This is a genomic window from Pedobacter soli, from assembly GCF_900101435.1.
GTDB classification, from domain to species: Bacteria; Bacteroidota; Bacteroidia; order Sphingobacteriales; family Sphingobacteriaceae; genus Pedobacter; species Pedobacter soli.
Window position 1 is genome coordinate 37,255 of sequence record NZ_FMZH01000003.1, and the last position, 26,890, is coordinate 64,144.

Annotated in this window: 24 protein-coding genes; 9 read left to right on the forward strand and 15 right to left on the reverse strand. The window is 38.4% G+C overall.

The genetic code is table 11. From position 1 onward, the window contains the following. Positions 1–31: 31 nt before the first annotated feature. From BLR37_RS07500 to BLR37_RS07540, 9 genes are all read right to left on the reverse strand, one after another. On the reverse strand, positions 32–547 hold the full coding sequence (locus BLR37_RS07500) for a DUF2480 family protein (protein WP_090766682.1): 516 nt from the start codon (positions 545–547) through the stop codon (positions 32–34). 65 nt (positions 548–612) lie between these two features. Next, entirely contained in the window at positions 613–2,697 is a 2,085-nt protein-coding gene (locus BLR37_RS07505) for a peptidylprolyl isomerase (RefSeq protein ID WP_090766685.1), read from the reverse strand. 253 nt (positions 2,698–2,950) lie between these two features. After that, positions 2,951–3,517 carry a hypothetical protein gene (locus tag BLR37_RS07510; protein ID WP_039475910.1) on the reverse strand — a complete coding sequence of 189 codons (567 nt, stop codon included), beginning with the start codon at positions 3,515–3,517 and terminating at the stop codon, positions 2,951–2,953. Then, positions 3,517–4,815 carry a BamG family beta-barrel-assembly machinery protein gene (bamG, locus tag BLR37_RS07515; RefSeq protein WP_244154616.1) on the reverse strand — a complete coding sequence of 433 codons (1,299 nt, stop codon included), beginning with the start codon at positions 4,813–4,815 and terminating at the stop codon, positions 3,517–3,519. Before bamG ends, BLR37_RS07510 begins: the two co-directional genes overlap by 1 nt. A gap of 1 nt (position 4,816) precedes the next feature. Next, a complete protein-coding gene (locus BLR37_RS07520; RefSeq protein ID WP_090766691.1) occupies positions 4,817–5,551 on the reverse strand; it encodes a type III pantothenate kinase in 735 nt (244 codons plus the stop codon). A 152-nt stretch (positions 5,552–5,703) separates the two neighbouring features. Next, on the reverse strand, positions 5,704–6,684 hold the full coding sequence (locus BLR37_RS07525) for a DUF6427 family protein (RefSeq protein WP_090766694.1): 981 nt from the start codon (positions 6,682–6,684) through the stop codon (positions 5,704–5,706). Positions 6,685–6,760: 76 nt separating this feature from the next. Further along, positions 6,761–7,750, reverse strand: coding sequence for a glycosyltransferase family protein (locus BLR37_RS07530; RefSeq protein ID WP_090766698.1), 990 nt, complete (start codon positions 7,748–7,750; stop codon positions 6,761–6,763). Between the two features lie 20 nt (positions 7,751–7,770). Next, positions 7,771–8,625 (reverse strand): UDP-2,3-diacylglucosamine diphosphatase, encoded by an 855-nt coding sequence (locus tag BLR37_RS07535; protein ID WP_090766700.1) that lies wholly within the window; start codon positions 8,623–8,625, stop codon positions 7,771–7,773. A 388-nt stretch (positions 8,626–9,013) separates the two neighbouring features. Next, complete coding sequence (locus tag BLR37_RS07540; RefSeq protein WP_090766704.1) at positions 9,014–11,509, reverse strand: YfhO family protein; 2,496 nt, start codon at positions 11,507–11,509, stop codon at positions 9,014–9,016. Between the two features lie 129 nt (positions 11,510–11,638). Between BLR37_RS07540 and BLR37_RS07545 the strand changes: the two genes are divergently transcribed. The 5 genes from BLR37_RS07545 to BLR37_RS07565 all read left to right on the forward strand — a co-directional run bounded on the left by BLR37_RS07545 (position 11,639) and on the right by BLR37_RS07565 (position 15,719). Then, on the forward strand, positions 11,639–12,739 hold the full coding sequence (locus BLR37_RS07545; RefSeq protein ID WP_167356566.1) for an alginate lyase family protein: 1,101 nt from the start codon (positions 11,639–11,641) through the stop codon (positions 12,737–12,739). A 47-nt stretch (positions 12,740–12,786) separates the two neighbouring features. After that, positions 12,787–13,293 carry a GbsR/MarR family transcriptional regulator gene (locus BLR37_RS07550; RefSeq protein WP_039475933.1) on the forward strand — a complete coding sequence of 169 codons (507 nt, stop codon included), beginning with the start codon at positions 12,787–12,789 and terminating at the stop codon, positions 13,291–13,293. Between the two features lie 230 nt (positions 13,294–13,523). Then, complete coding sequence (locus BLR37_RS07555) at positions 13,524–14,339, forward strand: DUF393 domain-containing protein (protein WP_090766711.1); 816 nt, start codon at positions 13,524–13,526, stop codon at positions 14,337–14,339. A 1-nt stretch (position 14,340) separates the two neighbouring features. Continuing rightward, positions 14,341–15,261 (forward strand): TIGR01777 family oxidoreductase, encoded by a 921-nt coding sequence (locus tag BLR37_RS07560; RefSeq protein WP_244154617.1) that lies wholly within the window; start codon positions 14,341–14,343, stop codon positions 15,259–15,261. Between the two features lie 5 nt (positions 15,262–15,266). Beyond that, positions 15,267–15,719 carry an SRPBCC family protein gene (locus BLR37_RS07565; protein WP_090766714.1) on the forward strand — a complete coding sequence of 151 codons (453 nt, stop codon included), beginning with the start codon at positions 15,267–15,269 and terminating at the stop codon, positions 15,717–15,719. Positions 15,720–15,751: 32 nt separating this feature from the next. Here BLR37_RS07565 and BLR37_RS07570 read toward each other — a convergent pair whose 3' ends face one another. The 3 genes from BLR37_RS07570 to BLR37_RS07580 all read right to left on the reverse strand — a co-directional run bounded on the left by BLR37_RS07570 (position 15,752) and on the right by BLR37_RS07580 (position 17,674). Continuing rightward, positions 15,752–16,000 carry a DUF4834 family protein gene (locus BLR37_RS07570; protein WP_090766717.1) on the reverse strand — a complete coding sequence of 83 codons (249 nt, stop codon included), beginning with the start codon at positions 15,998–16,000 and terminating at the stop codon, positions 15,752–15,754. Positions 16,001–16,127: 127 nt separating this feature from the next. Further along, on the reverse strand, positions 16,128–16,325 hold the full coding sequence (locus tag BLR37_RS07575) for a YwbE family protein (RefSeq protein ID WP_090766720.1): 198 nt from the start codon (positions 16,323–16,325) through the stop codon (positions 16,128–16,130). A gap of 56 nt (positions 16,326–16,381) precedes the next feature. After that, positions 16,382–17,674: a DUF3472 domain-containing protein gene (locus BLR37_RS07580; protein ID WP_090766723.1), complete on the reverse strand. Its 1,293-nt coding sequence runs from the start codon at positions 17,672–17,674 to the stop codon at positions 16,382–16,384. Between the two features lie 150 nt (positions 17,675–17,824). Between BLR37_RS07580 and BLR37_RS07585 the strand changes: the two genes are divergently transcribed. Beyond that, complete coding sequence (locus BLR37_RS07585; protein ID WP_143009551.1) at positions 17,825–18,697, forward strand: RDD family protein; 873 nt, start codon at positions 17,825–17,827, stop codon at positions 18,695–18,697. Position 18,698: 1 nt separating this feature from the next. Here the strand turns inward: BLR37_RS07585 and uvrB are convergent, their stop codons facing one another. From uvrB to BLR37_RS07600, 3 genes are all read right to left on the reverse strand, one after another. Then, positions 18,699–20,741, reverse strand: coding sequence for an excinuclease ABC subunit UvrB (gene uvrB, locus BLR37_RS07590; protein WP_090766729.1), 2,043 nt, complete (start codon positions 20,739–20,741; stop codon positions 18,699–18,701). Between the two features lie 248 nt (positions 20,742–20,989). Then, positions 20,990–23,362 (reverse strand): M1 family metallopeptidase, encoded by a 2,373-nt coding sequence (locus BLR37_RS07595; protein WP_090766732.1) that lies wholly within the window; start codon positions 23,360–23,362, stop codon positions 20,990–20,992. An 11-nt stretch (positions 23,363–23,373) separates the two neighbouring features. Further along, positions 23,374–23,958, reverse strand: a complete 585-nt coding sequence (locus tag BLR37_RS07600; RefSeq protein ID WP_090766735.1) for a HupE/UreJ family protein — start codon at positions 23,956–23,958, stop codon at positions 23,374–23,376. Between the two features lie 241 nt (positions 23,959–24,199). Here BLR37_RS07600 and BLR37_RS07605 point away from each other — a divergent pair, with 241 nt between their 5' ends. From BLR37_RS07605 to BLR37_RS07615, 3 genes are all read left to right on the forward strand, one after another. Continuing rightward, a complete protein-coding gene (locus BLR37_RS07605; protein WP_090766738.1) occupies positions 24,200–24,865 on the forward strand; it encodes a class I SAM-dependent methyltransferase in 666 nt (221 codons plus the stop codon). A gap of 43 nt (positions 24,866–24,908) precedes the next feature. Further along, positions 24,909–25,415: a DUF6702 family protein gene (locus tag BLR37_RS07610; RefSeq protein ID WP_090766741.1), complete on the forward strand. Its 507-nt coding sequence runs from the start codon at positions 24,909–24,911 to the stop codon at positions 25,413–25,415. Between the two features lie 133 nt (positions 25,416–25,548). Next, positions 25,549–26,817: a DUF7033 domain-containing protein gene (locus BLR37_RS07615; RefSeq protein WP_090766744.1), complete on the forward strand. Its 1,269-nt coding sequence runs from the start codon at positions 25,549–25,551 to the stop codon at positions 26,815–26,817. The last annotated feature ends 73 nt before the right edge of the window (positions 26,818–26,890 follow it).

Consider the following 26,890-nt stretch of genomic DNA (forward strand, 5'->3'; position numbering starts at 1 on the left):
TCATGAAGATATACAAAAAGCAAACCAATTTTTAATCTTTTCTTTTATAAACGGGAACGGTAGAACACGGCTCGCCAAACATGATGCTTTTAACCACTGGTGTTAACAGGTTAGTCACTTCTACATAAGCAGAAACAGGCACCTCAATATCACCACATCCTTTTACCACTACACGCTCATTGGCATAATCCTGCGGATTAATTTTAGCCAGTGCTTTGGAAAAGAGTACAGCTTCCAAAGTATCCAATCCACCAAATACCACCTCGTTGGCATAGGGTTTCATCCTGTTGGCCAAAAGCATATAAGCCCAGGTTGGCACAATGGCATCAGCAGAACAGATAATGGCTATATTTTTATCCTGGTACTGCGCCCAATCGTGATTTTTGATAAACTCCCTAAAATCTTTCTCCTTCAGCATCAAACCATGAAAAAGATTATCTACAATATCATAAAGCACTCTTTCGCCCTTATGATAAAAGTCTTCTAAGTTTAAGGTGATTAAACCACTATTTGCTACTTTATTGATGATGTTTTCCTGAATTTCCATGGCCTTAAATAAAAAAACCGTTCCAATGAATCATCGGAACGGTTACAAAATTACGTATTTTCTAATTAATAGAATTTCACACGATTGTCTTTTATCTGTGCATTATCTTGTAAAGCCTGGAAAGCTGCTCCTAAAGAACGCTGACCTAAGCTCAATAACATACCTTCTTTTTGCTTAAACATGTTGGCAATTGGTGCAGGGTTTGTAAATCCATCAACTGAGAATACATATACACCACGCTCGCCCTGAACAGGAGCAGATAGTTTACCTGGCTGAGAACCGAATACGCTACCAACCAAAGCATTTTCTTGTGCTACGCCCGGAATTACAGGGTTAGCAAATACAATGTTCTGCACTGGACTAACCGGACGGCCAACTTTAGCAGCAACCTGATCGATATTTCCTTTACCAGCGTTAGCCAGTTTTTCTTTTAACTGTTTTGCTTTAACGGCATTGCGCACCATTGGCTCGATTTCTTTCTTAACATCAGCTAATGATAGGGTACCTTTAGGACTCACATTGGTTAAACGTGCTACTACATAAGCATTGCTCATGGTGTAAATTTCAGGTAATACGTCACCTTTATCAGCTGCATAAGCATCCTGGATTAATTTACGTGGGTTATCTAAACCTGCCGCGAAGCCTTGAGTAGCGGCTACTCTATCTGCAACGGCAACTTTTAATCCTTTTTGGGTAGCTAGTTTAGCAAAATCGGCGCCTTTTACATCGGCAAGGAAATTACTTGCAGCTTTATAGGCAGCTGCCTGAGTTTTGCTACTTGCAGCTAAAGTTTTTTCTACGTAAGCCAATTTAGCTACTTTAGAAGAACCGATTTGTTTTTCGATTTTGATTACATGGTAACCGAACTGAGATTTAACTACTTTAATATCTCCGGTACTACCATCGAAAGCAGCATTTTCAAATTCAGGAACCATGGTACCACGTGCAAATGTGCCTAGCTCTCCACCTTTATCTTTTGAACCATCTACACTGTAGTTTTTAGCCAGTTCAGCAAAGTTGCCTCCTTTTAAAATTAAGCCTTTTAGTGAATCGGCTAATTTGCTTGCTTTATCTTCGCCACCAACTTTAGCCGGATCGATTAAGATGTGGCTTGCTTTTACCGAATCAGGAGAGAAACGGCTGGCTACAACTTTTACAATTTTATAAGAGTTACCTGATAATTTAGGTCCATAGAAACTGCCTGCCGGTAATGCAAATACTGCAGAATCAACAGCCGGATCTAATTTACCTTTTGAAAGGTAAGTAAAAGGAACTTTAACATCAGAATTGATTGCTGCGAAAAGTGAATCGTTCTTAGCAACCTGGAAATCTGCAGCGATTTTATCAACCTGAGCTTTAATCGCCAATGAATCGGCTTTAGTTGGGCTAATGCTGAAAGTTACATATTCGAAAGCACGGGTTTCAGTTGGGTTATTGAAACGTGCTTTGTTTTGATCATAATATTCAGAAAAATCGCCATCAGTTAATTTAACTGATGCATCAGGAATAGAAGTATAATCTAAACTTACATATTTAAAGTTAGCCAGTTTGTTACGGTTGTTATATTCATCAGTAGCTTCTAAAGAAGTTACATAAACCGAATTACGGATTAAGTTAGAATATTTAGTTTGTAACGCCTGGTTTTTAATCTCCTGCTGTAACATATCAGATTGTTGTAAAGCCTGAGGTTCTTTTGATTTTAAGAAGTTCATCAGGGTTACGCGGTCTAACTGTCCGGTTTGAGGGTTAGAAAAATATTGTTTAATTAATGGGCTAGGGTTCTGGCCTTGCAATAAATCATACAATTCATCTTCTGATACAGTTAAACCTAAACGATCGTATTCTTTTGTTAACAATACTTTAGCCAGCTCTGCATTCCAGGCCTGATCTACAGCCATAGCAGTCATTTGTGCATTTGCACTACCGCCATATTGTTGTTTCATTTGGTTTACACCCTGATCAACTTTTGGACCGAATTCATCAATGTTGATTTCGTTACCATCAATAGATCCGACAACTTTTTGATTTGCAGACCAAAAAGGTTTACCTACGTTAATTGCATCACCTACTAAAAATGCAACAATTGCAAAACCGATTGCAAAGACCAGGATATAGCCTGCACGGTTACGCAAAAATGTCATTAATCCCATATTGTAATTATAAATTTATTTAGTTCTTTTTTAAGAGGGCGCAAGATACAAATTTGCGTTAAAAAAGAAAACACAAAATTTTATTTATCAAACGCTTAATTATTAGTGCAATGGAAGAAGTAAAATGGCAGGTGGAAGACCGCTGGATTTGCCTGTAAAGCTGGCTCCAAAACCACTGTATTTTGATGGTTTCTTAATCCATCACCCATTTTATCTCTACCACATTATATCAAGTTAAGGGCCACCACTCCGGCTATAAAGTTCCCTTCGAATTAATTTCACCAGTTCCGGGTCCCATTTCATAAGTACTGAAATCCTGAGGAGCTTTAAAATCTTTTGCCCGGGTAAAATCTCCGTTCACACTCAAAATATCAACTGTTTGGGTAGAATAGAAAATCTTCTTAGATTCATCCCAGATTAATTCCTGCGAAGAAAAAGTATCACCCTTGCTATTTTTTACCACTACATTTTTCCGGAATTCGGTTTTGAGCTCGGTATCTTTTCTGATGGCATAATCGCAAACCAGGTTTCCATCTATCGTACCCTGGGGATTATAAAAATCGATCTTTACACCTTTAATCATTTCCTGGTAAGCACCTCCATTTGAAGGGGTAATCTTATCCAGTATGGGTGCATAGCCTTTTGCCTTTACCCTTGCCGAATCACTGTAAATGATTTCGACACCGATAGTACGGTCGCGGGTTAAGGTAACCTTTCCTGCCGAAACCGAATTGGCATTTTTTAGATCGTCGTCTCCACAAGAAGCCAAAAACAATGGCAACGCCAGAAACAGACCATATAAAAATGTTTTCAATTTCATTAATCTACGCGGTACTTACGGAACCAGGTATCGTTTAAGGTAAAGCCCAAATGGAAATTAATGTACTGCTCTTTAACCAGATTATTGTTTAAAGTTCCTCTTTGGCCAACCTCGGTTGTAAAGTTGATTTTATAAAATGCAGTACCTCCGTTTGCTGATGGCAGCGGGAAACCAAAACCCAAAGAAGCACCCATTTGTTTAATATTCTGATTGTTTACCTGAATATAGGTCTTATCGTAATTGAAACCTAAGCGATAATCAACACGTTTCATATAACTGTTGTAAGAATAAGCATCGGGAGTCCACTGGCCACCTAATGATGCACCCCAGCTATCCTGCAAGCCCTGGCTTACGTTATTAATGGTAGTTTGCGACCATTTGCTCATTCTAAAATCGGCACCAATCATCCATTTATCGTTTTGCTGAATGGCAATACCAAAGTTATGTGTTAGTGGCAGGGTTAGGTTCGATTTTCCTTTGTCAATTCTGCTCAAAGTATCTAATGCGGTCTGCTCATTTCCATTTGCATCTCTAAGATAACGGGTAGCAAAAAAAGTCTGGCTTGAGTTTACTTTACCAGAAGTACTACCCGAATAGCCAAGCGTTACCAATGTTTTCTTACCTACGTTAAAATCATACTGGATACCGTATGAATAAGCTAAACCACCAACACTGTTTTTATTTTGAAGTTTGGCATTATAAGCACCAACGATAGTGTTGCTGTATTCGGTTGAACGGGTAGTTTGCAGGTTACCAAAAATATACTCTAAGTTAGCGCCAATTCTTAAATGATCGCCAAAACGATAGCCATAGCCGAAATATGCTTTCGATAGGCCACCTTCGCCTTCATAAAGCTGATCAACTGAAGTGGTATCGATTTTAACTGTGTTACGATAAGCATAACCTAAATCTGAATAAGGCAAAATACCAAAACTCAAAGCAGATTTACGGCCTACTGGTGCAGCAAACGCTAAATGGCTGAAAGTAGCGTTAAAGGTATTCTCGCTTAAACTGCCACGGCTTAAGTTATTCACGCTTGCACTCATACCAATATCGATAGTGGTTAACGAAATACCGGCGTATGATGCAGGATTCTGCATGTTGATGTAGTTAAAACCGCTTACTTTGTTTACAGCAGTAGAAATACCACCCATCGCCCGCAATTGCGGCAACAAAGAGCCTTTTATATTACCAAGCCCATATCTTGAATATGGCGATGATGTAGTAACCTGTGCCTGAGCACTTAAACCACCAACTAAAACGAGTATGGCTGCAATATAATTTATTCTTTTGTACATTTTAATCTGCAATAGCTTCATTTAATCCTTTTAACACCAAGTAGGGATCTTTTATAATTTGAGGCGCAAAGATGCTGTTTTGTAATTGCTTATACAAAAAATTAGCATCGCCACCCGTTATAATTACCTTCAAAGCACTTTCTTTTTTATTATTTAGGGCAATAAAGCCTTCAATTTCATTTATTACACCTTGTAAAACGCCGTTTTTAATTGCCGATTGTGTGTCTGTTCCTTCTGTTATTTCTTCCTGCTCATTCCACTCAACCAAGGGCAGGCGGCCGGTAAACTCGTGCACAGCCCTGAAACGCATCTTTATGCCTGGGCTTATGCTGCCACCAAAATACATTTTCGCCTGGCTTAAAACATCGTATGTAATACAAGTACCCGCATCTACAATTAAACTTGCACCTGTCGGGAATAATCCGTTTGCACCCAACACAGCAGCCCATCTGTCTAATCCTAGAGTTGCGGGTGTTTTATACCTGTTCTGCACACCGTTGGTTAACAAGGTAGAAAAACGGGTATATTCAGTATGTTTTTTCAAAAATCCTTCAAGCTGGCCAATTTCCTGATTAACACTGCTTATGATGGATTTATCTGGTGAAAATTTCTCTATCAGCTGAGCAAGGTCAATAATACCCAGTTTATTAAAACGCTGATGGTGAACGATTTCTTTATTTGAAAAAACAGCCACTTTAGCTGCTGAATTTCCAATATCAATGCTTAACGTGCGCATTTAAAATTTCCCTTTATCAAATTTACAATTAGAAATTCCGAAGATCTCAATTCTATCCATCAAATTAAAACCTAAAAAAGCTTTAACGCTAAAATCATGCACAAAGCTATTAATCTTTGTCAAGTTTCGTTCCGGTTATTTGTTAAAAAAGGTTAAACAAACAGAAAGTACTGCACCGAAAGCACAAATAAAAGGAACAATGTTTCGTAAAACCAGCGTTTTTTGGCATTGCTAAAATAGTAAGCCAAGAGTACTGCGCCCGGCGGTACACAGAGCAAAAAATGCCAGGTACGGAAGTTAGGTTTGAGGTAAAAACTAACTATAGCCACAATAAACATAAAAAAAAGCAATTGAAAACTTTTTCGTGTACTGATAAAGCTCCTGAAAAAATTTTCGCGCAGCTGCAATGATGCCAGGATAATGATAACTGCTACCGGAATAAGCACCAGATAATCGTTATAGTTGATTTTAAACACTGATGGAAACTTATTCCCTAGTGGTTTCCAGATCTGATAAAAAGAACTCAAATTATCTTTCCAATAGTAAAATACGGCCAGAAAAAAGAATACGGTTATAAAACCGACCAATCCCGCAACCCATTCGCGCCAGTTAAAAGACCTGAACAGGAGCAAGGCTAAAAATATCATGAGCAACATGCCCATAAAAGGAAAATACACCAGTGTACCAATGGCAATAATCATCCCGATATCGAAAACAGTGTTAATCGAATTAGCACTTTTACCCAGTTTCAAAAACTTATCAATGATCCAGATCAGGAGGAAATTACAAATCAATGCCGGGTTCAAAGTCATGAAGGGCATAAACAAACTGGTTCCGGTTACGAACATTAAACCGGGCAGAAAGCTTGGTTTACCCAGTAAATTGTGATTATTAACAATCCTGTTAAAGATTAAAGCCTGAACATAAACCAACACTGCGGCAATAAAAATATTGGTTTGTGCAGAAAAAGCATTGTCGAGATCTACATTGATTAAAAGCCTCGCAAAGGGCTCCAGAAAATCGAAATTTAAATGTGCCGGGGTTTCATAAAAAATAGCCACACGCATAAAAAATGTGTAGGCCAGCAAAAATATGAGGTTAACTGGATTTAGCTTTCGAAACTGATTAATCATGCCTTTTTAACGATTAGGCAAAGTAAAGAAAATAATTTAAGAGTACAGCTAAAAGCAGAAAGACTAAAGCTTAAAGCTAGACTCTCGCGTATTTCTTCACCATGTCATCAATAATCTGCGCTGTTTCGTCCGGAAAATCAAATTCGTGCTTTTGAGGGTTTTCTACCCAATTTTTAACAATGGGTAACCAGTTGCGTGTGCTCCCCCAGATAACGGGTAAGCCAAACTGCTTTAAAGCATAGGCATTGCATTGCTGTTCAAACTGAAAGCGCATAGGGGCTACAAGCAGCTTTTTCTTTAAATAAAGCGCCTCGGCTGGTCCTTCAAAACCACCACCTGTAAATAAGCCTTCGCAGCTGGCTAAGCTTTTATTGAATTTTTCGTTGTTTACAGGTTCTACAAAAACATTGCCTTCCTGATAGGCCACTTTGCTGTGTTTAGAAAAAACTTCCCATTTCACATTTGGCATTTGGGTAAAAAGTTTTACCAGACGTTTATCATCAATAGCCGGAAGGTATACGGTATAATGCCCTAAATTTACACTTTCCAGGTTTCTGATCTCGGCCCTGATTACCGGGGTATGGATAAAACTATCGTAACGATCGAAATGGAAGCCAATATGGTATTTGGTAGGTGCATAACGGCTCAAAATCAGTTTGCCCCAGTCTAAAGTTTTAGGGCGGGGTACTTTTTTCGATTTAAAAGCAGCCTGATGACTTAACGACACACTTTCAATGCCTTGCAGTTTACATGCCCAGGCACTTACAGGCTCAAAATCGTTAACTATGAGGTTATAATCTTTTAAAGGCAGTGTTTTCATGTCTTTCCTGAAACGGAAAAGATTCATGTTTAGCCAGGTTTTATAATGGTCTACACCGCCTTTTTTCCCAAAAATAAAGCTAAAACCGTGTAACTGGTATTTTACCGGCTGGCTGAGTTTAACATCGGCCTGGGTGCCACTCACTAAAATATCAAGCTCACCATATTTTTGAAGCAGAGGAATAATCTCTCTTGCCCTGCTGATATGACCGTTACCGGTGCCCTGTATCGCGTAAAGTATCTTCATTTATGCCCGAATATCTAAAATTATTGGGCAATTTCATATTTTATATTCTGTAAAAGAATATTTATATCGAGTTTACTCTTTAAATCTTCTGCATCAGAAAGGAGTCCTTCATCCAGTTCATCTTTGGTAAAATGCTGGTGCTCATATTTAAAAATAGTCCAGTTTTGGTTTTCGTATTCCAAAGCAGTTAAACTTTCTACCCAATCACCACTGTTCAAATAAGTCACACTTCCCTCTTCGGTAGCGATTTCTCTTTTTTCTGCCTGATGGATATGTCCGCAAACCACATACTGATAACCTTTCTCGATGGCCAGTTCTGCAGCTGTTTGCTCGAAACTGTTGATGAATTTAACGGCATCTTTAAACTTAGCTTTCACTTTTTTAGAGAAACTCATCTTTTCCCTGCCGAAAGCCGTAAGCACCCAGTTTACAAAACTGTTAATCAGAATCAGGGTATCATAACCTACTGCCCCCAGCTTAGCCAGCCATTTGGAGTGCTGCATGGTTACATCGAAAACATCGCCATGGAAAAACCAGGCTTTCTTGCCATCAAGCTCCAAAATCAATTTATTCTGCAAATGAAAGGTTCCCATTTCCATGCCATCAAATTTCCGAAGCATCTCATCGTGATTGCCGGTTAAGTAATGCACCTGTACACCTTCCGAAACGAATTTCATCAGCTTACGGATCACTTTCATGTGCGATTCGGGCCAGTAACTTTTACTGAATTGCCAGATATCGATAATATCGCCATTTAAAATCAATGTTTTGGGTTTAATGCTTTTAAGGTACTTCAAAAGCTCTTTAGCATGGCAGCCATAGGTGCCCAAATGCACGTCGGAGATTACGACTACATCAACATTTCTTTTATTCATAAACGGGAAATTTTAGGGGGAAGAATCTTATTACCGCTCGGTTTAAGCAGTTCCGGAATACGTTCACTGTGCTACCACTCCTCTTCCTCATCGAGTTTTACCTCAAAAGGGCTAAAGAAATAAAGTACAACAATTAACAAACACACGGCAAAAAATGATTCCAACATATCATCTGATTTACAATACAAAGGTAAGACGCTGTTTATCAAACAAATGTTACGTCATTGTTAAATTATTATCCAATCTGATAAAGGGTGTTAAAAGTGGTTAATCGTACAAACTGGCTAATTGTTAAATTGCTGGTTATTCTGAGAAATAAGATTTATTATTAACCAAAAAGCCCCATAAGATTAAAATCCTATGGGGCTTGAAAATTCATGGCTAAGGCTTAAGCCTTAGCGGCTTTCTTTTTCTTCTTTTCTTCGTTATAAAAACCGAAACCTAAACCTGCCAATAACAGGATTGAACCTGCCAATGAAATTTTCTCTCCTGCGTAATAAGCAGTTGGGTGGAAAATAAACTCGAGTTTATGGTTACCTGCCTCCAGTTGTGCTGCACGTAAAACGTAATCAGCTCTGAAATATGGTTTTTCAACACCATCGATGTACATTTTCCAGCCTTCCTTGTAGTAAATCTCAGAGAAAACGGCAATTACATCTTTAGCCGAAGAGTATTCGTAAGTTAAATGATCAGGATTGTAGGTGGTTAAACGGATAAATCCTTCCTGACCGGTACCTAAACGTTTGGTATCAATTAAATCTTTATAGCTTTCATCTACAATCGCCTCTTTTTTAGCATCAAAACTGCTGATCGCTTTCATTTCCTCATCGGCATTTTTAGCAAACTGCACACTTTGTACAAACCAGGCATTACCTGCAGCAGTAGCATTACGCTGCATTTTGTACGATCCGTTTTGAGGATCTTGTGTAATGATGTATTTGGTATTTAACATATCCAATACATCCTGATTGATGCTTTTGGTCATTTGTTGATCTACCAACTCCTGGAAACGTTTTAACCTTGCTGAGTGGAAACCACCAACTGTTTTATGGAAATAAGAAGTTTCGGCACTCTTAAACGGATCGCCCAACGATAAATCGAAAACCCTGAAGTTTGGATCTTTATCAGCTGAAATAAAATTATCTACATCACGTGGCTGATAGTGGCTGGCCAGATCAGATTTGTTAACAAAATTCTGATTGTTTAGATAGCGACGGTCTACCTGCCATAAATCGATTAAAACAAACAAAGCCAAAAGACCAAAAGCCAGTTGCATATTCATTTTCTTAGTGATAAAGGCCCAGGTAATACCAAAACCAATGGCAATGAACAACAAAGTACGCAAAGCATCGGCACGTGCCAAAGCAACACGATCAGCAACAATGGCATTCAAAATTTCCATTGCAGCACCTCTGTTATTTTGTAAGGTTTGCGTTAATGCATCTAAAACCTGAGCCTGGTTAGCTTGTGTAAAGCTGAAAAATACAGTAGGCATAACAGCAATTATCAAGGCAAAGCCGCCCGTAATACCTGCCGACCAGGTTAAACGCTGAACCAGATATTTCTGATCATATTTTCCTTCTTGTGCCTCTTTAATAGCCAAAATAGCCAATAATGGAACAAGAAAGCCTACAACAGCCAAAATAGATTCTACCGCTCTGAATTTATTGTAACCGGGCAGGTAATCGAAGAAGATATCTGAAATGAATGGTAAATTACTTCCGAAAGAAAGGAACATCAATAAAATACTGGTTCCCAAAATCCACCATTTCCAGCGGTGTTTAACGATAAATAAACCGAACACAAAAAGGAAGCAGATAATGGCTCCAAAATAATACGGACCTGATGTACCCGGTTTATTTCCCCAGTACTGGTTGGTTCCAAGGTTTTGCGCAACGTAACCAATAGCCTGACGTGGATCTACACCAGAAAGATTTTTTTCAACGGCTTTATAGGTATTGCTTTCAGGTTTAATGATTTCGTCGATACTACTTGCACCGCCATAAATGTTAGGGATTAAGAAAGAAAAACTTTCGCCAACACCCTGGCTCCACTGGTAAGCATATTCTTTATCTAATCCGTTTGAAGGCTCTGCCTTGTCAGTCGTTAAATTCGATTTACCACGGATGGTTTCTTTTCCATACTGATAGGTGGTCCACAAAGTACCTGCATTTACCAGTACCGATAAAAATATACCGGCCACAATATATGCGATAGCCTTACCAAATGTTGCAAGCTGTTTGGCTTTAATGGCATGATATAATTCAATACCAGCTAAAATAGCCAATGCCATAAACAGGTAATAGGTCATTTGGATGTGGTTAGAGCGGATCTCTAAAGCCATAAACAGGGCCAGCAAGCTGCCCCCAACCAAATAACGCCCTCTGAGCGTAAGAATAATAGCGGCCAAAATAGGTGCAAAGAAACCGATGGCCAACGCCTTGTTGCTATGCCCAGCGGCAATTATAATGAAGTTATACGAAGTAAACGCAAAGGCAATGGCACCTGCCGCAGCAAGCCATGGATTTATTTTTAATACACAGAATAATAAATAAGCACCCAAAAGGTAAAGTAAAACTGTTCCAACAGGATCAGGAAACACACCTTTTATTACATCGATACCATAAGTGGTAATATTTAATGGATATTGCACCCAGATTTGATAAGCTGGCATACCGCCAAACATCTGGTTAGTCCAAAGAGGTCCTTTACCATCTTTTTCCTTAATATCCATAATTTCTTTCTGCATGGCTTTTGCCTGCAAAACATCGCCTTGTTGTGGCGCTTTACCCTGCAAAACAGGACTGAAGTAGGCAAATGTAATGACTACAAAAAATGCAATAATGGCCAGGTGTATGCCATTTTTATTAAACCAGTTATTCATTAAGGTTTGTTTAAGTTTAAACGAACGTCAAAAATAAAAAAATGGGCGGTATAAAAAAGTAATAAATTAAATGCAACGCGAATAAAAACTAGATTTGTAGAAGAGAATAAAAATTCAATGTATTTAAAGATGAGAAAGTTTGCTGCTACAATCGTACTACTGGGTTTGGCTTTTACTGCATTTTCGCAGGTGGTAAGCTTAAATGCCAATGAAATTAAAAACCTTAAAAAACAGATCAAAAACAACCCCGAAACCGGGAAACTATATGCAGACTTTGCAAAAAATGCTTCAAACTGCCTTGCTGAGCAGCCTAATCCTGTTGATACCATCCGCACGGAAGGTTTATTAAAAGGCAATCCTAAAAAAGAACGTACGCGGCAGGCATTAGCCGATATGAACAAAATGTTTGCACTGGCTTTACAATACCGTTTAAGCGGTGATCAAAAATATCTCCACAAATGTGTAGAATTTCTTGAAGCCTGGGCAAAGATTAACCGGCCTAACGGCGATCCAATTGATGATACCAATCTGGATAAAGCAGTAGAGGCCTATGATCTGATCAAAGCTGACATCGAACCTGCTGCCAAAAGCACAATTGAAAAGTGGCTTAGCGAAACAGCATGGACAGAAATTAACAGCAAACGCATGAAAGCGGGAAGGGGAACCGCCATTAACAACTGGAATGCCCATCGCTTAAAAGTAGTTGGCGAAATTGGTTATGTACTAAACAATGCCGATTTTATTACCTGGACCATCGAAAACCTTAAAAGCCACATCAACATTAATTTGTACCCGGATGGCACCAGCCTCGATTTCAAAGAGCGCGATGCCATGCATTACCACATTTACGATTTAGAACCCATGCTTAAGCTGGCCATTATCATCGATCGAGCAAAAGGAACAAATTTTTACACCTACGAATCGCCAAAGGGATCATCGATCCGCAAATCGGTTAACTGGCTAATGCCTTATGTAAAGGGAGAACAGCAACATGAAGAATATGTACACACTAAAGTAAAGTTCGACCGCGACCGGGCGAAGAATAACGAAGCGGGATTTGCTCCTGGAACCATGTTTAAACCAGATTTAGCACTACCCGTACTCAGGTTAGCCGTATACTTTGACCAGAGTTTACTCAGTGTACTTCAATCAGTAAATGGTAAAGAACAAAGCTGGCAGGGTGTTTTAGATCAGTTGCAACGGAGCAGCACTAAAATTCAGAATAAATAAACTTTCAATAATTTTTGAAAGTTTAATAAAACATTTTATCTTTGTGTATGGAATTAGCAGCAGCAAAATTAAAATTCATAGAAGCCTGGGGTAAACTGGGCTCGGAATGGGGTATTAACCGCACAATGGCGCAAGTTCATGCCTTATTGCTAATTTCTGCCGAAGCGCTTACTACGGAAGAAATTATGGAAACGCTGAGTATCTCAAGAGGTAATGCCAACATGACCCTCCGCGATTTAATTGGCTGGGGATTAATTGAAAAACAACACAAAGCCGGCGAGCGTAAAGAATATTTTTTTGCAGATAAAGATGTTTGGAATATTGCACGCCAGGTGGCCAAAGAGCGTAAAAAAAGAGAGTTGGAGCCTGTTTTGAAAGTTTTAAACGAGCTCTCCAATGTTGATGGAGACGATAAAGACCCTGAATTTAAGACTTTCAAAAAATCGATTACAGATATAAACAAACTGGCAGGTAATGTCGACAAAACCTTGGAAACCATGCTCAAAGCGGAAGAAAACTGGTTCTGGGGATCGATATTGAAGGTATTTAAATAGAGATGTGAGATGCTAGATGTGAGATATGAGAGAGGTATTGAGTATCAAGTAATAAGTATCAAGTAGTGAGTATTAAGTATCAAGACATGTTCATCCTAAACGCTCATGATTAAACACCAAGTGCTAAACCCTATCCACTAAACCCTAAGCCCAAAAAGCCTTACCTAAGTCCGGCTTTATTTTTTAAACTTAATTTTCAATTTTTACTGAAAATACTAAAATTTAAAGAAATGAAAACACTCCAAAATCACGTTATTCTGTTTGATGACGAATGCCCCATGTGTTATGCCTATACCAAAACGTTTATTAAAACCGGTATGCTGGATAAAAATGGCCGGGAAGCTTACCAAAACATGCCTGCCAATATTTGTCCTTTGGTTGACAAGCAGCGTGCAGCCAATGAAATTGCCCTGGTGAACATGCAAACCGGCGAGGTAACTTATGGCATCCAAAGCTTGTTTAAAATTATCGGCCACGCCCTGCCAATATTTAAAAAGTTGTTCTCATTTGGTCCTTTTGTTTATTTCATGCAGCGGTTTTATGCCTTTATTTCTTACAACAGAAAGGTGATTATCCCGGCAAAAATTAAAGCAAATACGATACAGCCCGGTTTTAAAATCCAATATCGGCTGGTTTATTTACTTTTTACATGGCTGGTTACGGCTTGTATTTTAACCGCCTATGCCGGCCTGTTAACCTCTTTTGTGCCATTAGGTGGAACCTACCGCGAATACTTCATTTGCGGCGGCCAAATGTTTTTTCAGGGAATCATTATGCTCTTTTACCGGAAAGATAAACTTTGGGACTATCTGGGTAACATGATGACTATTTCTTTTGCCGGTTCACTGTTGCTTTTGCCTGCACTTGTTGTTTCTCATTACTTTCAACTCAATCCCACATTATTTATGCTTTATTTTTTAATGGTAGCCGGACTCATGTTTATAGAACATCTCCGCCGCAGCAGCATTTTAAACCTAGGCTTAACCATGAGTATAACCTGGGTGCTTTACCGTTTAATTGTTCTGGCCTTAATCTTATTATTCTAAAATGATGAAATACAGCAAAATTGTTCTGGCAGGTGGCAATGGCTATTTAGGTCATGTACTGGCCAAACATTTCAGTCCTATAACGGATGAAATTGTAATCCTTTCACGGAAGGCCCAACCTGCAAAGGGTAATATTAAAACGATGGTTTGGGATGGAAAAACTGCCGGCGAATGGGCCAGTGCGCTCCAGAATGCCGACATGCTTGTAAACCTTTGCGGTAAAAACGTAAACTGCAGATATACGCCCAAAAACAAAGAAGAAATTATCCAATCACGGTTGCAACCAACCGCTTTGTTGGGCGAAGTGATTCAGCAAATGGAAAATCCACCTAAACTTTGGATCAATGTTACTTCTGCAACCATATACCGTCACGCCGAAGACCGTTACCAGGATGAAGTACACGGCGAAATGGGTACTGGTTTTTCAGTCGAGGTTTGTAAAGCCTGGGAAAATTGCTTTTTTGAAAGCAATACACCTAAAACCAGGAAAGTTGCTTTAAGAATGGGCATTGTGCTGGGTAAAGCAGATGGCGCTTTTCCACGGCTGCTTAATCTGGTAAAGGTAGGTATGGGCGGCAAGCAAGGTAATGGCCAGCAATACGTAAGCTGGGTGCACGAGCAGGATGCTGCCTTGAGTATAGAGTGGTTGCTTCAAAACGAAGAAATTAACGGAATTATTAATTGTACGGCCCCAAATTCAGTTAAAAACCATGTTTTAATGCATCAAATCCGCAAAACCTTTGGTATAAGCTTCGGTTTACCCGCCCCCGCATGGTTATTGGCCATTGGTGCAAAAATTATCGGCACCGAAACCGAGCTGATTCTAAAAAGCAGGTGGGTTAAGCCAACAATCCTTTTAAACGGCGGTTTCGAATTTAAATACCCAACCATTGACTGTGCTGTTAAAGATATTTTAAAATAGACCTAATGCCAACCCTGATTTTAAAAACAAGGATTAATGCATCAATAGAAAAGTGCTTTAATTTATCCAGAAGCCTCGATTTACACACAGAATCGATGAAAAGTCATAAAGAAAAAGTTGCTGGAGGAAAGCTGACGGGCTTAATCGATCTTGGAGAACAGGTTACCTGGCAGGCCAATCATTTTTGGATAAGTTTTAAGATGACAAACAAAATTACAGCAATGAAAAAGCCTTTTTATTTTGTTGATGAAATGTTGAAGGGGCCGTTTAAGCTATTGCACCATCAACACCACTTCACCGCTTTAGGTGCACATACAGAAATGACAGATATTTTTGCATTTCAATCTCCAATGGGGTTAATGGGTCAGGCTGTAGATGCATTGTTTTTGAAACGTTATCTACATAAATTGTTAACCGCCCGAAATCAATTTATAAAATCAGTAGCAGAGCTGCCTTAAACAAAAAACCCTGAACAAGTTCAGGGTTAGAATTATTTTACCTCTTCGTAATCGACAAAATCGCCGAGTTTATCTGTTTTACTTTGATCGGGCCTTGGTGGCATATAATCGATTGAAATAGAACCTTCAGGTCTTTGTCTTCTTTGTTGTTGCTGTCCGGTAGCCTGACTCTGCATTTTACTCGCCAGGTTATTAAACAGCATAGGGAGTATTAACCTGATCAACATTCTGATCAGCCAAAGCACCAATATAGTGATGAATATGAATTTTAATAATGCCATGCTATTAATTTACTGTTAATACAAATATAGACGACGCAAAATTTATTTTGTTACTTTTTTAGCCTTTAATTGCAATTTGATTACAAATATAATACGTATGCTAAGCTATAAAGTTTTAATACCACCGTTAATCTTCCACAATTTCAGCAACGCGGCCTACCTGGCCGTCTTCGAGCCGAACTTTTATTCCCCTGGAGTGGAATGCAGATGAAGTAAGCAAATCTTTCACTATACCGTATGTAATGTTTCCTGATCTTTGATCTTTCTTCAAAATAATTCCGACTTCTAATCCCGGATAAATGTCTTTTCTGTTCTGCCCGTCCATTGTGCTGTATTGTGATGATGAATGAAAAACCAAAATTCCACAATAATTTTGAATATCTATGGTAATTTACTGAAATCTATTTCTGGTCGTTTACCTTCAGTCGTTCTGTTTAACACTTTTCTTGGCGAAGTATAATCGTTAAAAAAACCACCATTTTTAAGATAAAACGCTCCCTTATCAATCCCGCCCTGATAATCCATCCGGTAACCTTTCATACCGGTATTATCTGTAGTGAACCTGGCCGATTTTAATTCGGTCCAAACGCCTTTATTATCGCAAATCCACTGGTTGTTAAACAAAACTTTTCTGGATAAATCGCCCTGTACAGGTGAAAAATTTTCTAAGAAGGAATGGAAACGCTTTAAATAGGTTTTGGTTTGTGGCCTGGTAAAGCTGGCAATTAACTGCCATTTATTGGTTTCAGGTGCAAAAAAGTAGGCTGTATAGGTGGTTGTACTGTCTTTACCCGGTGTACCGTGCAATAAAAACTTATAGGTATTTCCGGCTTTCCACATGTAATTTAAATAACTCTGTCCGCCTGCACCTTCATTACCAAATTCGCCGGTATGTACATTTTCGCCTTTCTTTAACATCTTAATTTTGTGCGAATCGGGAATGCTTTTAGGATCATCGGTATTGAAAGGACTCCAAACCGAAAACAGGATGTGTCTTTCTGTAGGGCTGTTTACCTGCATGCCGAAATAACCCTCGCCAAAGCCATTGGCCATGAAATAAGAGCCTAAAATATCTTCACCTTTTGGTACGGTAACTTCGTTGTAATACCACTCAGCATTTACATTTTCGGGTTGCAAGTAGTTTAAGTGAACAGATGGCCCGCGGCGTCCCCAATGAAAGAAATTGCCTTCGTTATTTTTAACATAGGCTGTTTTGCCTTCAATAGCTGATCCCCCAATCGTCAAATTTGCAATGGAAGGAAATTTGTTTGCGCTTTTGCTCACTCCTTTAATGGTTAAGGCAACGTAACCGGTATCTTTAATTGTCCACTCACCAATTTTACCCTCAAAAGCTTTGCTTTCATCAAAACTTACTTTCTGAGGTTGATTGTTTATAGAAAACTCCAGCGTTGATTGCCCATCAACAACTGGTTTATCATTGATCGAAACGATAACTGTACCAGGTTTAGCAACCCTGAAATATGCTGTAAAATATTCTTTTGGATTGGTCCAGTTTACTATTCCCCGATTGGATAAAGTTCTTTCTGAGTCTTGATGTAATGAGCTGTAAGCATTACCACCTAGTGGAAGTGTAATATTTGTCTGGTTCTGGGCATAGCCACACAGACCGATAGCGCTGAGTACGATCAGCGTTACTAGTTTTAAAGATTTCATTTAATGATTTTTAGATAACTTATTGAACTGCAATTCTAATTCAAATTATCTAAAAATCACTCTTTAAAACCAAAACGTTACCAAACAAATATTTTATTGAGGTTAATAAAAATTAAAGCATATCTTGGTACCTATTCAAAAAACGCTCAAATGAAAAAAAGTCTAATTATTTTATTATTATTAATAGCTGCCCTCTTATATCATATTATAATTTCTATTGATTTTTTCTCCGCTTTATTACAGACTGTTCAAAAAGGTTCTCCTTTTTATCTAACAAACTACATTTTCCCAATCATACTTTTATTTAATTTATTGGGGATATTGATCTTTGCTTTTTCAAATTATAAAAGAACTGCTTTATTGAGAATTGTACTTTTATATTTCATTTTTTCACAGATGTTTTTTTTCCTAATCAGAATTTTAAATGCTGTATCAGAAGATCAAGACTTAATTCTTAAAATAGAAATAAGACATTTTACAATGTGGATCGTTGCAATTGGCTTAAATACATACATACTTCTTTATTTACAAAAGCAGCTCAAACCAAAATTAACAAAGCACAATAATGAGTTTGAATTCACAGGGGTAAGCAAAATGCAACGTCTACTGCACCGAATCGTAGATATTATCTTCGTTTTTTGTTTTCTTTATTATAATATTGATTTTATTGACCGAATAATTTTTGTTCTGACAAAGAGCGAGAATAGCTTTTTATCTACGATAGGCTACATTTTTAATTATCAAGATCGGATTTATTTACCAGTATATTTTAGTTTATTTTTTTATTACTTGATAAGCGAAGGTATTTTTAATACTTCTATGGGTAAAATAATTTTAGGTAATACAATTGTAGATGAAATTGCTGGAAGGCCAAATACAAAGCAAAGGATCGGACGCACATTTGCACGATTAATACCCTTTGAAGCATTATCATTTATTTTTCTTTATAGAGGGTGGCACGATAGTATAACCGAAACCTACGTTGTAAAGACCGATAAATCCTCAAAAAACGAAAACGAGTAAATTATTTTGAAAACTTCTCGTTAAACATTTTCTCCAGCGCAAACATTTCATCGCGCAGTTTTGCGGCTTGTAAAAAGTCCATCTCTTTGGCAGCCTTCTGCATGTCTTTACGGGTATTATCAATAGCGCGCTGCATTTCTCCTTTGCCCATGTACTGAACAATCGGATCGGCAGCAATACTGATTTCGGCATTTTCGATGTAAGCCCTGGCTTTATTATCGCTTGCTTTTTGCGAGAAATCAAGTACGGAAGTTTGTTCTAAAATGGCTTCGCGCGATTTACCCACGGTTTTTGGTGTAATACCATGTTCCAGATTATAAGCGATCTGTTTTTCACGGCGACGATTGGTTTCATCTATCGTTTTCTCCATGCTCTCGGTCATGCCATCGGCATACATAATTACGCGCCCCCTATCGTTACGCGCAGCACGACCAATGGTTTGGATCAGCGATTTTTCTGAACGTAAAAAACCTTCTTTATCGGCATCCAAAATAGCCACTAATGTTACTTCTGGTAAATCCAAACCTTCACGCAAAAGGTTAATTCCCACCAAAACATCAAACTCGCCCAAACGCAAGCCACGCAGGATTTCCACACGTTCCAAAGTCTTAATTTCAGAGTGGATATAGCGGGTTTTAATGTTTAAACGATCCAGGTATTTGGTCAGCTCCTCTGCCATCCTTTTAGTTAAAGTGGTTACCAGAATACGGCCGCCATCTTTTATGGTCAGGTCTATCTCATCAAGCAAATCATCTACCTGGTTAATGGCAGGCCTGATTTCAATAATCGGATCTAACAAACCAGTAGGTCTGATTACCTGCTCGATTACTACACCTTCCGATTTTTCGAGTTCGTATTCGGCAGGGGTTGCACTTACATAAATGGTTTGCGGAGCCAGTGCTTCAAATTCGTTAAAATTTAATGGCCTGTTATCCAATGCAGCTGGTAAACGGAAACCATATTCTACGAGCGAAAGCTTACGCGATCTGTCGCCACCATACATGGCTCTGATTTGTGGCACAGTAACGTGACTTTCATCAATCACCATTAAATAATCATCCGGAAAATAATCCAGTAAACAGAATGGGCGCATACCTGGCTGACGGCCATCGAAGAAGCGTGAGTAGTTTTCAATACCAGAGCAATAACCCAGCTCTTTCATCATTTCAATATCGAAATTGGTTCGTTCTTCTAAACGCTTGGCCTCAAGCAAATGCCTGTCGGCAATTAACTGGTTTTTTCTAACTTCCAATTCTTCCTGAATGCCCCAAATAGAAGAGTTGAAACGATCTTTAGGTGTAACGAAAAGGTTGGCTGGATAAATGGCCATATCTTCCAACTTTTCTAAAGTTTTGCCCGAAACGGGATCAATGGTTGAAAGCTCTTCAATGTCATCGCCAAAAAACGAAATGCGATAAGCATGGTCTAGATACGCTGGGAAAACATCAACAGTATCTCCCTTAACCCTGAATGTACCGCGTTTAAAATCGGTTGTGGTACGCGAGTATAAAATTTCTACCAAGCTATGTAAAAAAGCATTTCTTGAAATCCTCAATCCAACACCAAAACGGAAAACCATTTTAGAGAAATCTTCGGGATTACCCATACCATAAATACAGGAAATAGACGAAACCACGATAATATCACGCCTGCCACTCATTAAAGATGATGTGGTACGTAAACGCAATTTCTCGATCTCTTCATTAATGCTCAGATCTTTTTCGATATAGGTATTGCTGGAAGCAATAAAGGCTTCTGGCTGGTAATAATCGTAGTAGGAAACAAAGTAATTGACAGAGTTTTCGGGAAAGAAATTCTTAAACTCGCCATATAGTTGCGCAGCCAGTGTTTTATTGTGGCTTAAAATCAATGTTGGCTTTTGAGTTTGCTCAATTACATTGGCTACGGTAAAAGTTTTTCCTGATCCGGTTACGCCCAATAAAGTTTGGTAATGTTCATTGGCGTTTACGCCATCAACCAATTGTTTAATAGCACTGGGTTGATCTCCGGTAGGTTTATATTCTGAGGTGATTTTAAATTTCATCGATAACCAAATTTACTGAAATTTTATGATGCTAAACAATTTAGCATGTTTTATTCAACCATCGAAAAGTAATTTTGTGTTAGAGGATTGAAAAATTGCCTGAGATGAGGGGCCGAAAAAAATCAATGCTTTTTCACAAAGCACTTATAAAGCATATAAACAGCATACAACCTGGTAAATCGAAAGTTAAACTTTTGATTTACCAGGTTAACAAAAAATCCCCGCTGAAACTCAACGGGGATTTTTTGTTATTTACTTGCAGCTTGTTGCATTGGGTTTTTGCCAACCGACTGGCCTCTAACGGCACCGCCGGCTTTTGCTTTGTAAGCTTTAAATTTACTTTCCTTAGCTTTGCCTCCCCAGCTATTGTTACTGGTATCAATATCCGCTGTTTCGCGTAACGGATCGACCAAAATAGAAGCTACTTCTTTATCTTTTACGTAAAACTTAGAAGTTTTCAATTCATTGTGTCTCCAGATTTGCGCCGGAATGCGGTCGATTTCTTTGGTACCATCTTTATAGGTAAACTCTACAATAATTGGCATAACCAAACCGCCTTTATTGCTGAAACTTAACTCATAAAGAAATTTATTTTCATACTTATCCTGCTCAGCTGCCGGCACCACATCTAAAGGCATACTGCCTTCCATTTTGGTTGCCAGTGTTGTATCGATAGTAACCATTCCTCTATCATATTTATAATAGAAATCCTGGGCTGCAGTATTTTTATCTACATAGAAGCTGATTTTCTTGTCTTCGCGGTTTCTGATTTTCGAAATATCCTCAAAAGCATTTACAGCAGGTTTATCAATTTTAACCATTCTCGATCTTGCAGCAGGCACTTCTTTAGGGAAATCGGCTTTTGCAAATTTCACACTGTCTAAAGCAATATCGCATGGGTCGGTTCCGTAAAACCAGCCTCTCCAAAACCAATCCAGATCTTCGCCGCTGGCATCTTCCATCGTACGGAAAAGATCGGCAGGTTCAGGGTGTTTAAAAGCCCATCTTCTGGCGTATTCTTTAAATGCATAGTCGAATAATTCTCTGCCCATAATGGTTTCGCGAAGAATATTTAATCCTGTTGCCGGTTTTGAATAGGCATTCGGACCAAAACGTGCAATATTTTCAGAATTGGTCATAATTGGCTCCAGCTCATCTTTTGGCAGTTTCATGTAATCTACAATGGTATATGCCGGTCCCTTTTTACTCGGGAATTTATTGTCCCAAAGCTCTTCGGTTAAATACTCTACAAAAGAATTCAAGCCTTCATCCATCCAGGTCCACTGACGCTCATCACTGTTTACAATCATCGGGAAAAAGTTGTGGCCAACTTCGTGGATGATTACGCCCAACATACCATTTTTAGTGCTTTCGCTATAAGTTCCATCTGCATCGGTACGGCCATAGTTGAAACAAATCATTGGATATTCCATTCCATTTGCAGCCTCAATACTCTGCGCAACCGGATATGGATAAGGAATGGTAAAATCAGAATAGGTTTTAATGGTATGGGCTACTGCACGTGTAGAAAATTTGCTATACAGGTTATAGGCTTCTTTCCCATAAAAACTCATACACATAACGGTATTGTTATTGGCCTGTATTTTTTGCGGCATGGCATCCCAGATAAACTTACGAGAAGAAGTCCAGGCAAAATCGCGCACATTGTTTGCATTGAAAACCCAGGTCTTTTTAGCTGTCGATTTTTTAGCTTCAGCAGCTTTAGCCTCAGCTAAAGTCTGGATTTCGACAGGTGCCGCAGCAGTTTTAGCTGTATTATAGCGGCTTAACTGCGTAGGATTTAAAACAGCACTGTAGTTGATACACTCGCCTGTTGAACCTACCAGGTGATCGGCCGGAACGGTCATTTGTACTTTAAAATCGCCAAAGGTTAAGGCAAATTCACCTCTGCCTGTAAACTGGTGGTTTTGCCATCCCTGAAAATCGCTGTACACACACAAGCGTGGGTACCACTGGGTCATGGTAAACAGGTAGTTTCCATCAGTTGGGAAATATTCATAACCTCCACGGCCACCAACTGACATGCGGTCCGTAATTTTATAATTCCAGTCGATGTTAAATATCAGTTTCTGCCCGGTTCTTAACGCTACAGGCAAATCCACCCGCATCATGGTTTTGTTAACCGTATATTTTAAATTTTTGCCCGTAGCATCGGTTAATTTAGTAATGTTAATCCCATTACCATTATTGCCTTTTGCACTTAGCTGGTCTAAATTTTGGATAGTACCGATTGCCGGCATTTTAGTAGCATCCTGATAATTGGCATTTTTATCGGTGCTGTGTTCGTTTTCATCTAACTGCAACCAGATGTAAGTTAAGGGATCAGGCGAGTTATTGGTATAGGTTACCGTTTCTGAACCGGTAAGCAACAAATTTTTCTCATCCAGTTCGCACTTGATGTTGTAATCGGCACGTTGCTGCCAATACTTAACGCCCGGGGCACCACTGGCGGTACGCTGCTCATTTGGTGTAGGTAAAATGGTACCCAATTGCTCAAATTTATTGCCATGGTTACTGCCAGGATTATTCTGAGTATTTTGGGCAAAAGCTAAGCTACCAGAAAAAAGTAGCAGGCCTGTTAAAGTAAACAGTTTATTCATTATGATGTTAGTTAAAATGGAATTCTCTCTAAAGCCATTTTTAAAGCCAGGCTAAATACGGCTGCTGATATAAATAAAACCCAGCTCAATCGTTTGATGCGGGTATAGTTAAAAATTAAAAAGGTAATGAGTAAAATAATCATCACCACAAAAATTTGTCCGGCCTCCAGACCAACGTTAAAGCCAAAGAGCCCCCAGCCAATGTTTTGGTCTTTGGCCAGCATCATCCTGATCGAATTAGCAAAACCCATCCCATGTATTAGCCCAAAACCCAAAGCCAGGGAGTAGTTAATTTTAACCGATTTCAAAGAAAAATTCTTCCTGAACATATTGCTTACAGCAGTAATTACAATGGTACAGGGAATTAAAAACTCTACCCACTTACTATCAAACCTGATGTAATCTAAAACACTTAAAAGCAAAGTTAGCGAATGACCAATGGTAAAAGCGGTAACCAGTATCAGTACCTGTTTCAGGTTTTTGTAACTGTAAATGGCAACGAGCGCCAAAACAAAAAGCTGATGATCCAGCGCATCAATACTAATAATGTGTTCCCAACCCAGTTTAAAATAAAAGATAAAATCTTGTAACGGCATGAATAGTAAGCTAACTATCTCAATTAAAAATAGTTTATAAAGACTAAAATTATGCTTTTAATTACAAAAACACCAAATATCAGGTACAGAAAACGATAAATCCCAAATTTGTTACCGTTTTTAAACCATTTTGTTTTAAGAAACACCTGTGTTTACAGTTGTAAACTAAATTGTTGTTTCATTATACAAGGTTAACAAGGTATATTGGTACAAGGTAACTGAACTTATTTAATATGGTATTATGCTAAGGCTTAAATATTATTTTCAAAAGCCGCAAAGCGGCTTTGATCCTGTCCCAAAAGCCTTTGCAGAAAAATATGCTGCCAACGAATACAGTAAGGTAGATAGCAGCCTTGTTGATGCAATTAATACGCAGGTAGCCGATTTACGGGATAAAAGCATATTGGATTTAGGCGCAGGTCCGGGCCAGTACAGCATTGAATTTGCTAAAAAAGGGGCTAAAGTTACCTGGCACGATATCAGCCAAAATTATTTGGAAATTGCCAAAAACAAGGCTAATGCAGAAAGTATAGCTATAAATTTTTCGCTGGGTTACCTCGAAGAAGCAGAAGGAAAATACGATATGATTTTTAACCGGATCTGCTGGTATTACTGCATCAACGACAATCAGTTTGCTACCCGCATTTACAACCTGGTTAAAAAAGATGGCTTTGGCTTTATTGTAGTTAACAATGAGAAATTTCTACAGGAAGAGCTGAAAAAAGAAAGCGGATTAAAAAAAATGCTGATTAGGTTCAGCTACTGGATTAATGAAAACTTTAATATCAAACTTACACACGTACATCCTTCACACCAAAAACTGAGCCGAATATTTGCCCGTTTAGATTTTAAAAGCCTCCAGGTAGAACGCAACGGACATAACACCTTGATTACATTTAATAAGTAGCCAATTTATCTTTTAACTTTGCGTTAAAGTCAAAAATATACCCATGCGTAAATTAAAATTTGTTGTGCTGCTCTTGTGTTGTACCTTTTTTGTGGTTGAGGCAGGTGTTAGGCACCCTTTACACGTAAGTACTACCGAAGTAAACTTTAATGCAAAAGACAAAACGCTTGAGATAAGCTGTAAGATTTTTTCGGATGATTTTGAATCGATTTTAGCCAGATTATACAAACAAAAAACAGACCTGAGCAATCCCAATATGAAAACAGCGATGGATGAACTGGTTAAAAAATATTTGCTATCACATTTACAGGTTAAAGCCAATGGAAAAGCAACAACCTTGAATTATATAGGCTTTGAAATAGATCACGAGGCCACTAATATTTACCTGGAAGTTGAAAAAGTATCAGCTGTAAGATCTATTGAAGTTAACAATACCATTCTCTACGACCTGTTTGATGACCAAATGAGTATTGTACATATTGTGAAAGGTGCTACCCGTAAAAGCAGTAAGATCCTTTACCCCGAAAAAAGGTTTGTGGCAAACTTTTAACTGTAATTTTTGTATTAGATAATGGTTAGATGTTAAATTACCATTAATTTTAATAGCTATATTATTTAAGTTAATATGAGCTGAGGACTATTTCTTGTTATCTTTTTTTAAATCCGTGTTGTTAAAATAAGTTATGCACCTAATCATCTTCTCCAACATATTAACGCCTCGGATTAAGTATATTTTCAGTTTTATTTTTAAAGATATCCTGAAAGCGGAAGTGGAATTTACAGGCAATAGTCAGCATTTTCTGCAAAGCGATCAGGTAAAAATCAGCTATGGGGATGAAGCCCTGGGTGATGAGCTTTTCTTTAAAAGTACACCACTGCTTTTTTCAAAAAAGCTCGAAGAAATCAAACTTAAAAGCATTCCTTTTGGCGATTACCTGGTTCCATTTGCGGTTGAAGGCTCTGCGCTGACTTTTGATGTTTTTGCAGCTTCGTTTTTTATCATCAGCAGATATGAAGAATATCTTCATCAAAAAACATCGGCAGCTGATTTTAACCCTGCTAAAAGCAGGCAGCACAAGTGGCGGGTTTTAAACCGACCAGTTATCGACGAGTGGGCGCTGATTATCAAAAGCATGATCCGGAAAAAGTATCCGCACTTCAAGTTTCATGAAAAAAATTTCCATCATCAGCCAACCATTAATTTTAACATTTCGCCCAAAATGCCGAAAGGTGTTTTAAATAAGACGAGATTTATTTTTAGTTCGGTTTTTAAAAAAGAAAACGGCTACTTCCGTTCAAAATTTGATCAGTTAACGGGTGTTGGGGTTAAAAGCGAGGATGTATTGGTTCAGATAAATCAATTATTCCGTACTAAAAAGCACCAGCCACTTTATTTTGTTGATTTCCCGGCCGTACCGCTAACGCATAGCAATGTAAACGGTGTCGCAAAAGCACTTACAGCTAAAGCCGTTGGGTTATTAAGGCCATGTGCCGGCGACAAACAAAAAATAAACGAAATTAAAGACGGCCTGTCCAAACTGAAGAAAATTCGCCCGAATGTTTCTCCTTTAAGTAGTCAGCAACTGGAAGTTTTAAAATTCCCAATCTGTTATTTAAATATTCTGAACTCGGGTATCACTACCGATTACTCGATGGGCTACAGCAATGTACCTGGTTTCAGGGCAGGAACCTGTACTCCCTTTAACTGGTACGATTTACAGCTCGAAAAGGTTACACCTTTAACCGTAAATCCTTATTGCTTAACCGATCATGTGTTAAAGTATTTACCTACCGATGCCGCAATAAAAACGGTAAACCAATATGTAGATGCTGTAAAAGTAGTTAACGGTACTTTTTACAGCAGCTGGCAGTTAAAAAGCTTATCTGAAAACCCAAAATATAAAAAACTAAAAAAGGTATTTAACGAGATGCTTAATTACGCAGGTAATTGATTTTAGTTTAAATTTTAAGCTTAAAATTGTTAAATTTAGGGCAGAAAACCTGTTATCGTCTATCTTTAAACAG

Excerpts from the sequence above, each read along its gene's own strand:
- BLR37_RS07560 (WP_244154617.1), top strand. The coding sequence starts at position 14,341 with ATGATGAAATACAGCAAAATTGTTCTGGCAGGTGGCAATGGCTATTTA.
- BLR37_RS07500 (WP_090766682.1), bottom strand. The coding sequence starts at position 547 with ATGGAAATTCAGGAAAACATCATCAATAAAGTAGCAAATAGTGGTTTA.
- BLR37_RS07600 (WP_090766735.1), bottom strand. The coding sequence starts at position 23,958 with ATGCCGTTACAAGATTTTATCTTTTATTTTAAACTGGGTTGGGAACAC.
- BLR37_RS07525 (WP_090766694.1), bottom strand. The coding sequence starts at position 6,684 with ATGATTAATCAGTTTCGAAAGCTAAATCCAGTTAACCTCATATTTTTG.
- BLR37_RS07565 (WP_090766714.1), top strand. The coding sequence starts at position 15,267 with ATGCCAACCCTGATTTTAAAAACAAGGATTAATGCATCAATAGAAAAG.
- BLR37_RS07580 (WP_090766723.1), bottom strand. The coding sequence starts at position 17,674 with ATGAAATCTTTAAAACTAGTAACGCTGATCGTACTCAGCGCTATCGGT.
- BLR37_RS07585 (WP_143009551.1), top strand. The coding sequence starts at position 17,825 with ATGAAAAAAAGTCTAATTATTTTATTATTATTAATAGCTGCCCTCTTA.
- BLR37_RS07540 (WP_090766704.1), bottom strand. The coding sequence starts at position 11,509 with ATGAATAACTGGTTTAATAAAAATGGCATACACCTGGCCATTATTGCA.
- BLR37_RS07595 (WP_090766732.1), bottom strand. The coding sequence starts at position 23,362 with ATGAATAAACTGTTTACTTTAACAGGCCTGCTACTTTTTTCTGGTAGC.
- BLR37_RS07570 (WP_090766717.1), bottom strand. The coding sequence starts at position 16,000 with ATGGCATTATTAAAATTCATATTCATCACTATATTGGTGCTTTGGCTG.
- BLR37_RS07575 (WP_090766720.1), bottom strand. The coding sequence starts at position 16,325 with ATGGACGGGCAGAACAGAAAAGACATTTATCCGGGATTAGAAGTCGGA.
- BLR37_RS07545 (WP_167356566.1), top strand. The coding sequence starts at position 11,639 with ATGAGAAAGTTTGCTGCTACAATCGTACTACTGGGTTTGGCTTTTACT.
- BLR37_RS07610 (WP_090766741.1), top strand. The coding sequence starts at position 24,909 with ATGCGTAAATTAAAATTTGTTGTGCTGCTCTTGTGTTGTACCTTTTTT.
- BLR37_RS07520 (WP_090766691.1), bottom strand. The coding sequence starts at position 5,551 with ATGCGCACGTTAAGCATTGATATTGGAAATTCAGCAGCTAAAGTGGCT.
- BLR37_RS07550 (WP_039475933.1), top strand. The coding sequence starts at position 12,787 with ATGGAATTAGCAGCAGCAAAATTAAAATTCATAGAAGCCTGGGGTAAA.
- BLR37_RS07615 (WP_090766744.1), top strand. The coding sequence starts at position 25,549 with ATGCACCTAATCATCTTCTCCAACATATTAACGCCTCGGATTAAGTAT.
- BLR37_RS07505 (WP_090766685.1), bottom strand. The coding sequence starts at position 2,697 with ATGGGATTAATGACATTTTTGCGTAACCGTGCAGGCTATATCCTGGTC.
- bamG (WP_244154616.1), bottom strand. The coding sequence starts at position 4,815 with ATGTACAAAAGAATAAATTATATTGCAGCCATACTCGTTTTAGTTGGT.
- uvrB (WP_090766729.1), bottom strand. The coding sequence starts at position 20,741 with ATGAAATTTAAAATCACCTCAGAATATAAACCTACCGGAGATCAACCC.
- BLR37_RS07555 (WP_090766711.1), top strand. The coding sequence starts at position 13,524 with ATGAAAACACTCCAAAATCACGTTATTCTGTTTGATGACGAATGCCCC.
- BLR37_RS07510 (WP_039475910.1), bottom strand. The coding sequence starts at position 3,517 with ATGAAATTGAAAACATTTTTATATGGTCTGTTTCTGGCGTTGCCATTG.
- BLR37_RS07605 (WP_090766738.1), top strand. The coding sequence starts at position 24,200 with ATGCTAAGGCTTAAATATTATTTTCAAAAGCCGCAAAGCGGCTTTGAT.
- BLR37_RS07535 (WP_090766700.1), bottom strand. The coding sequence starts at position 8,625 with ATGAATAAAAGAAATGTTGATGTAGTCGTAATCTCCGACGTGCATTTG.
- BLR37_RS07530 (WP_090766698.1), bottom strand. The coding sequence starts at position 7,750 with ATGAAGATACTTTACGCGATACAGGGCACCGGTAACGGTCATATCAGC.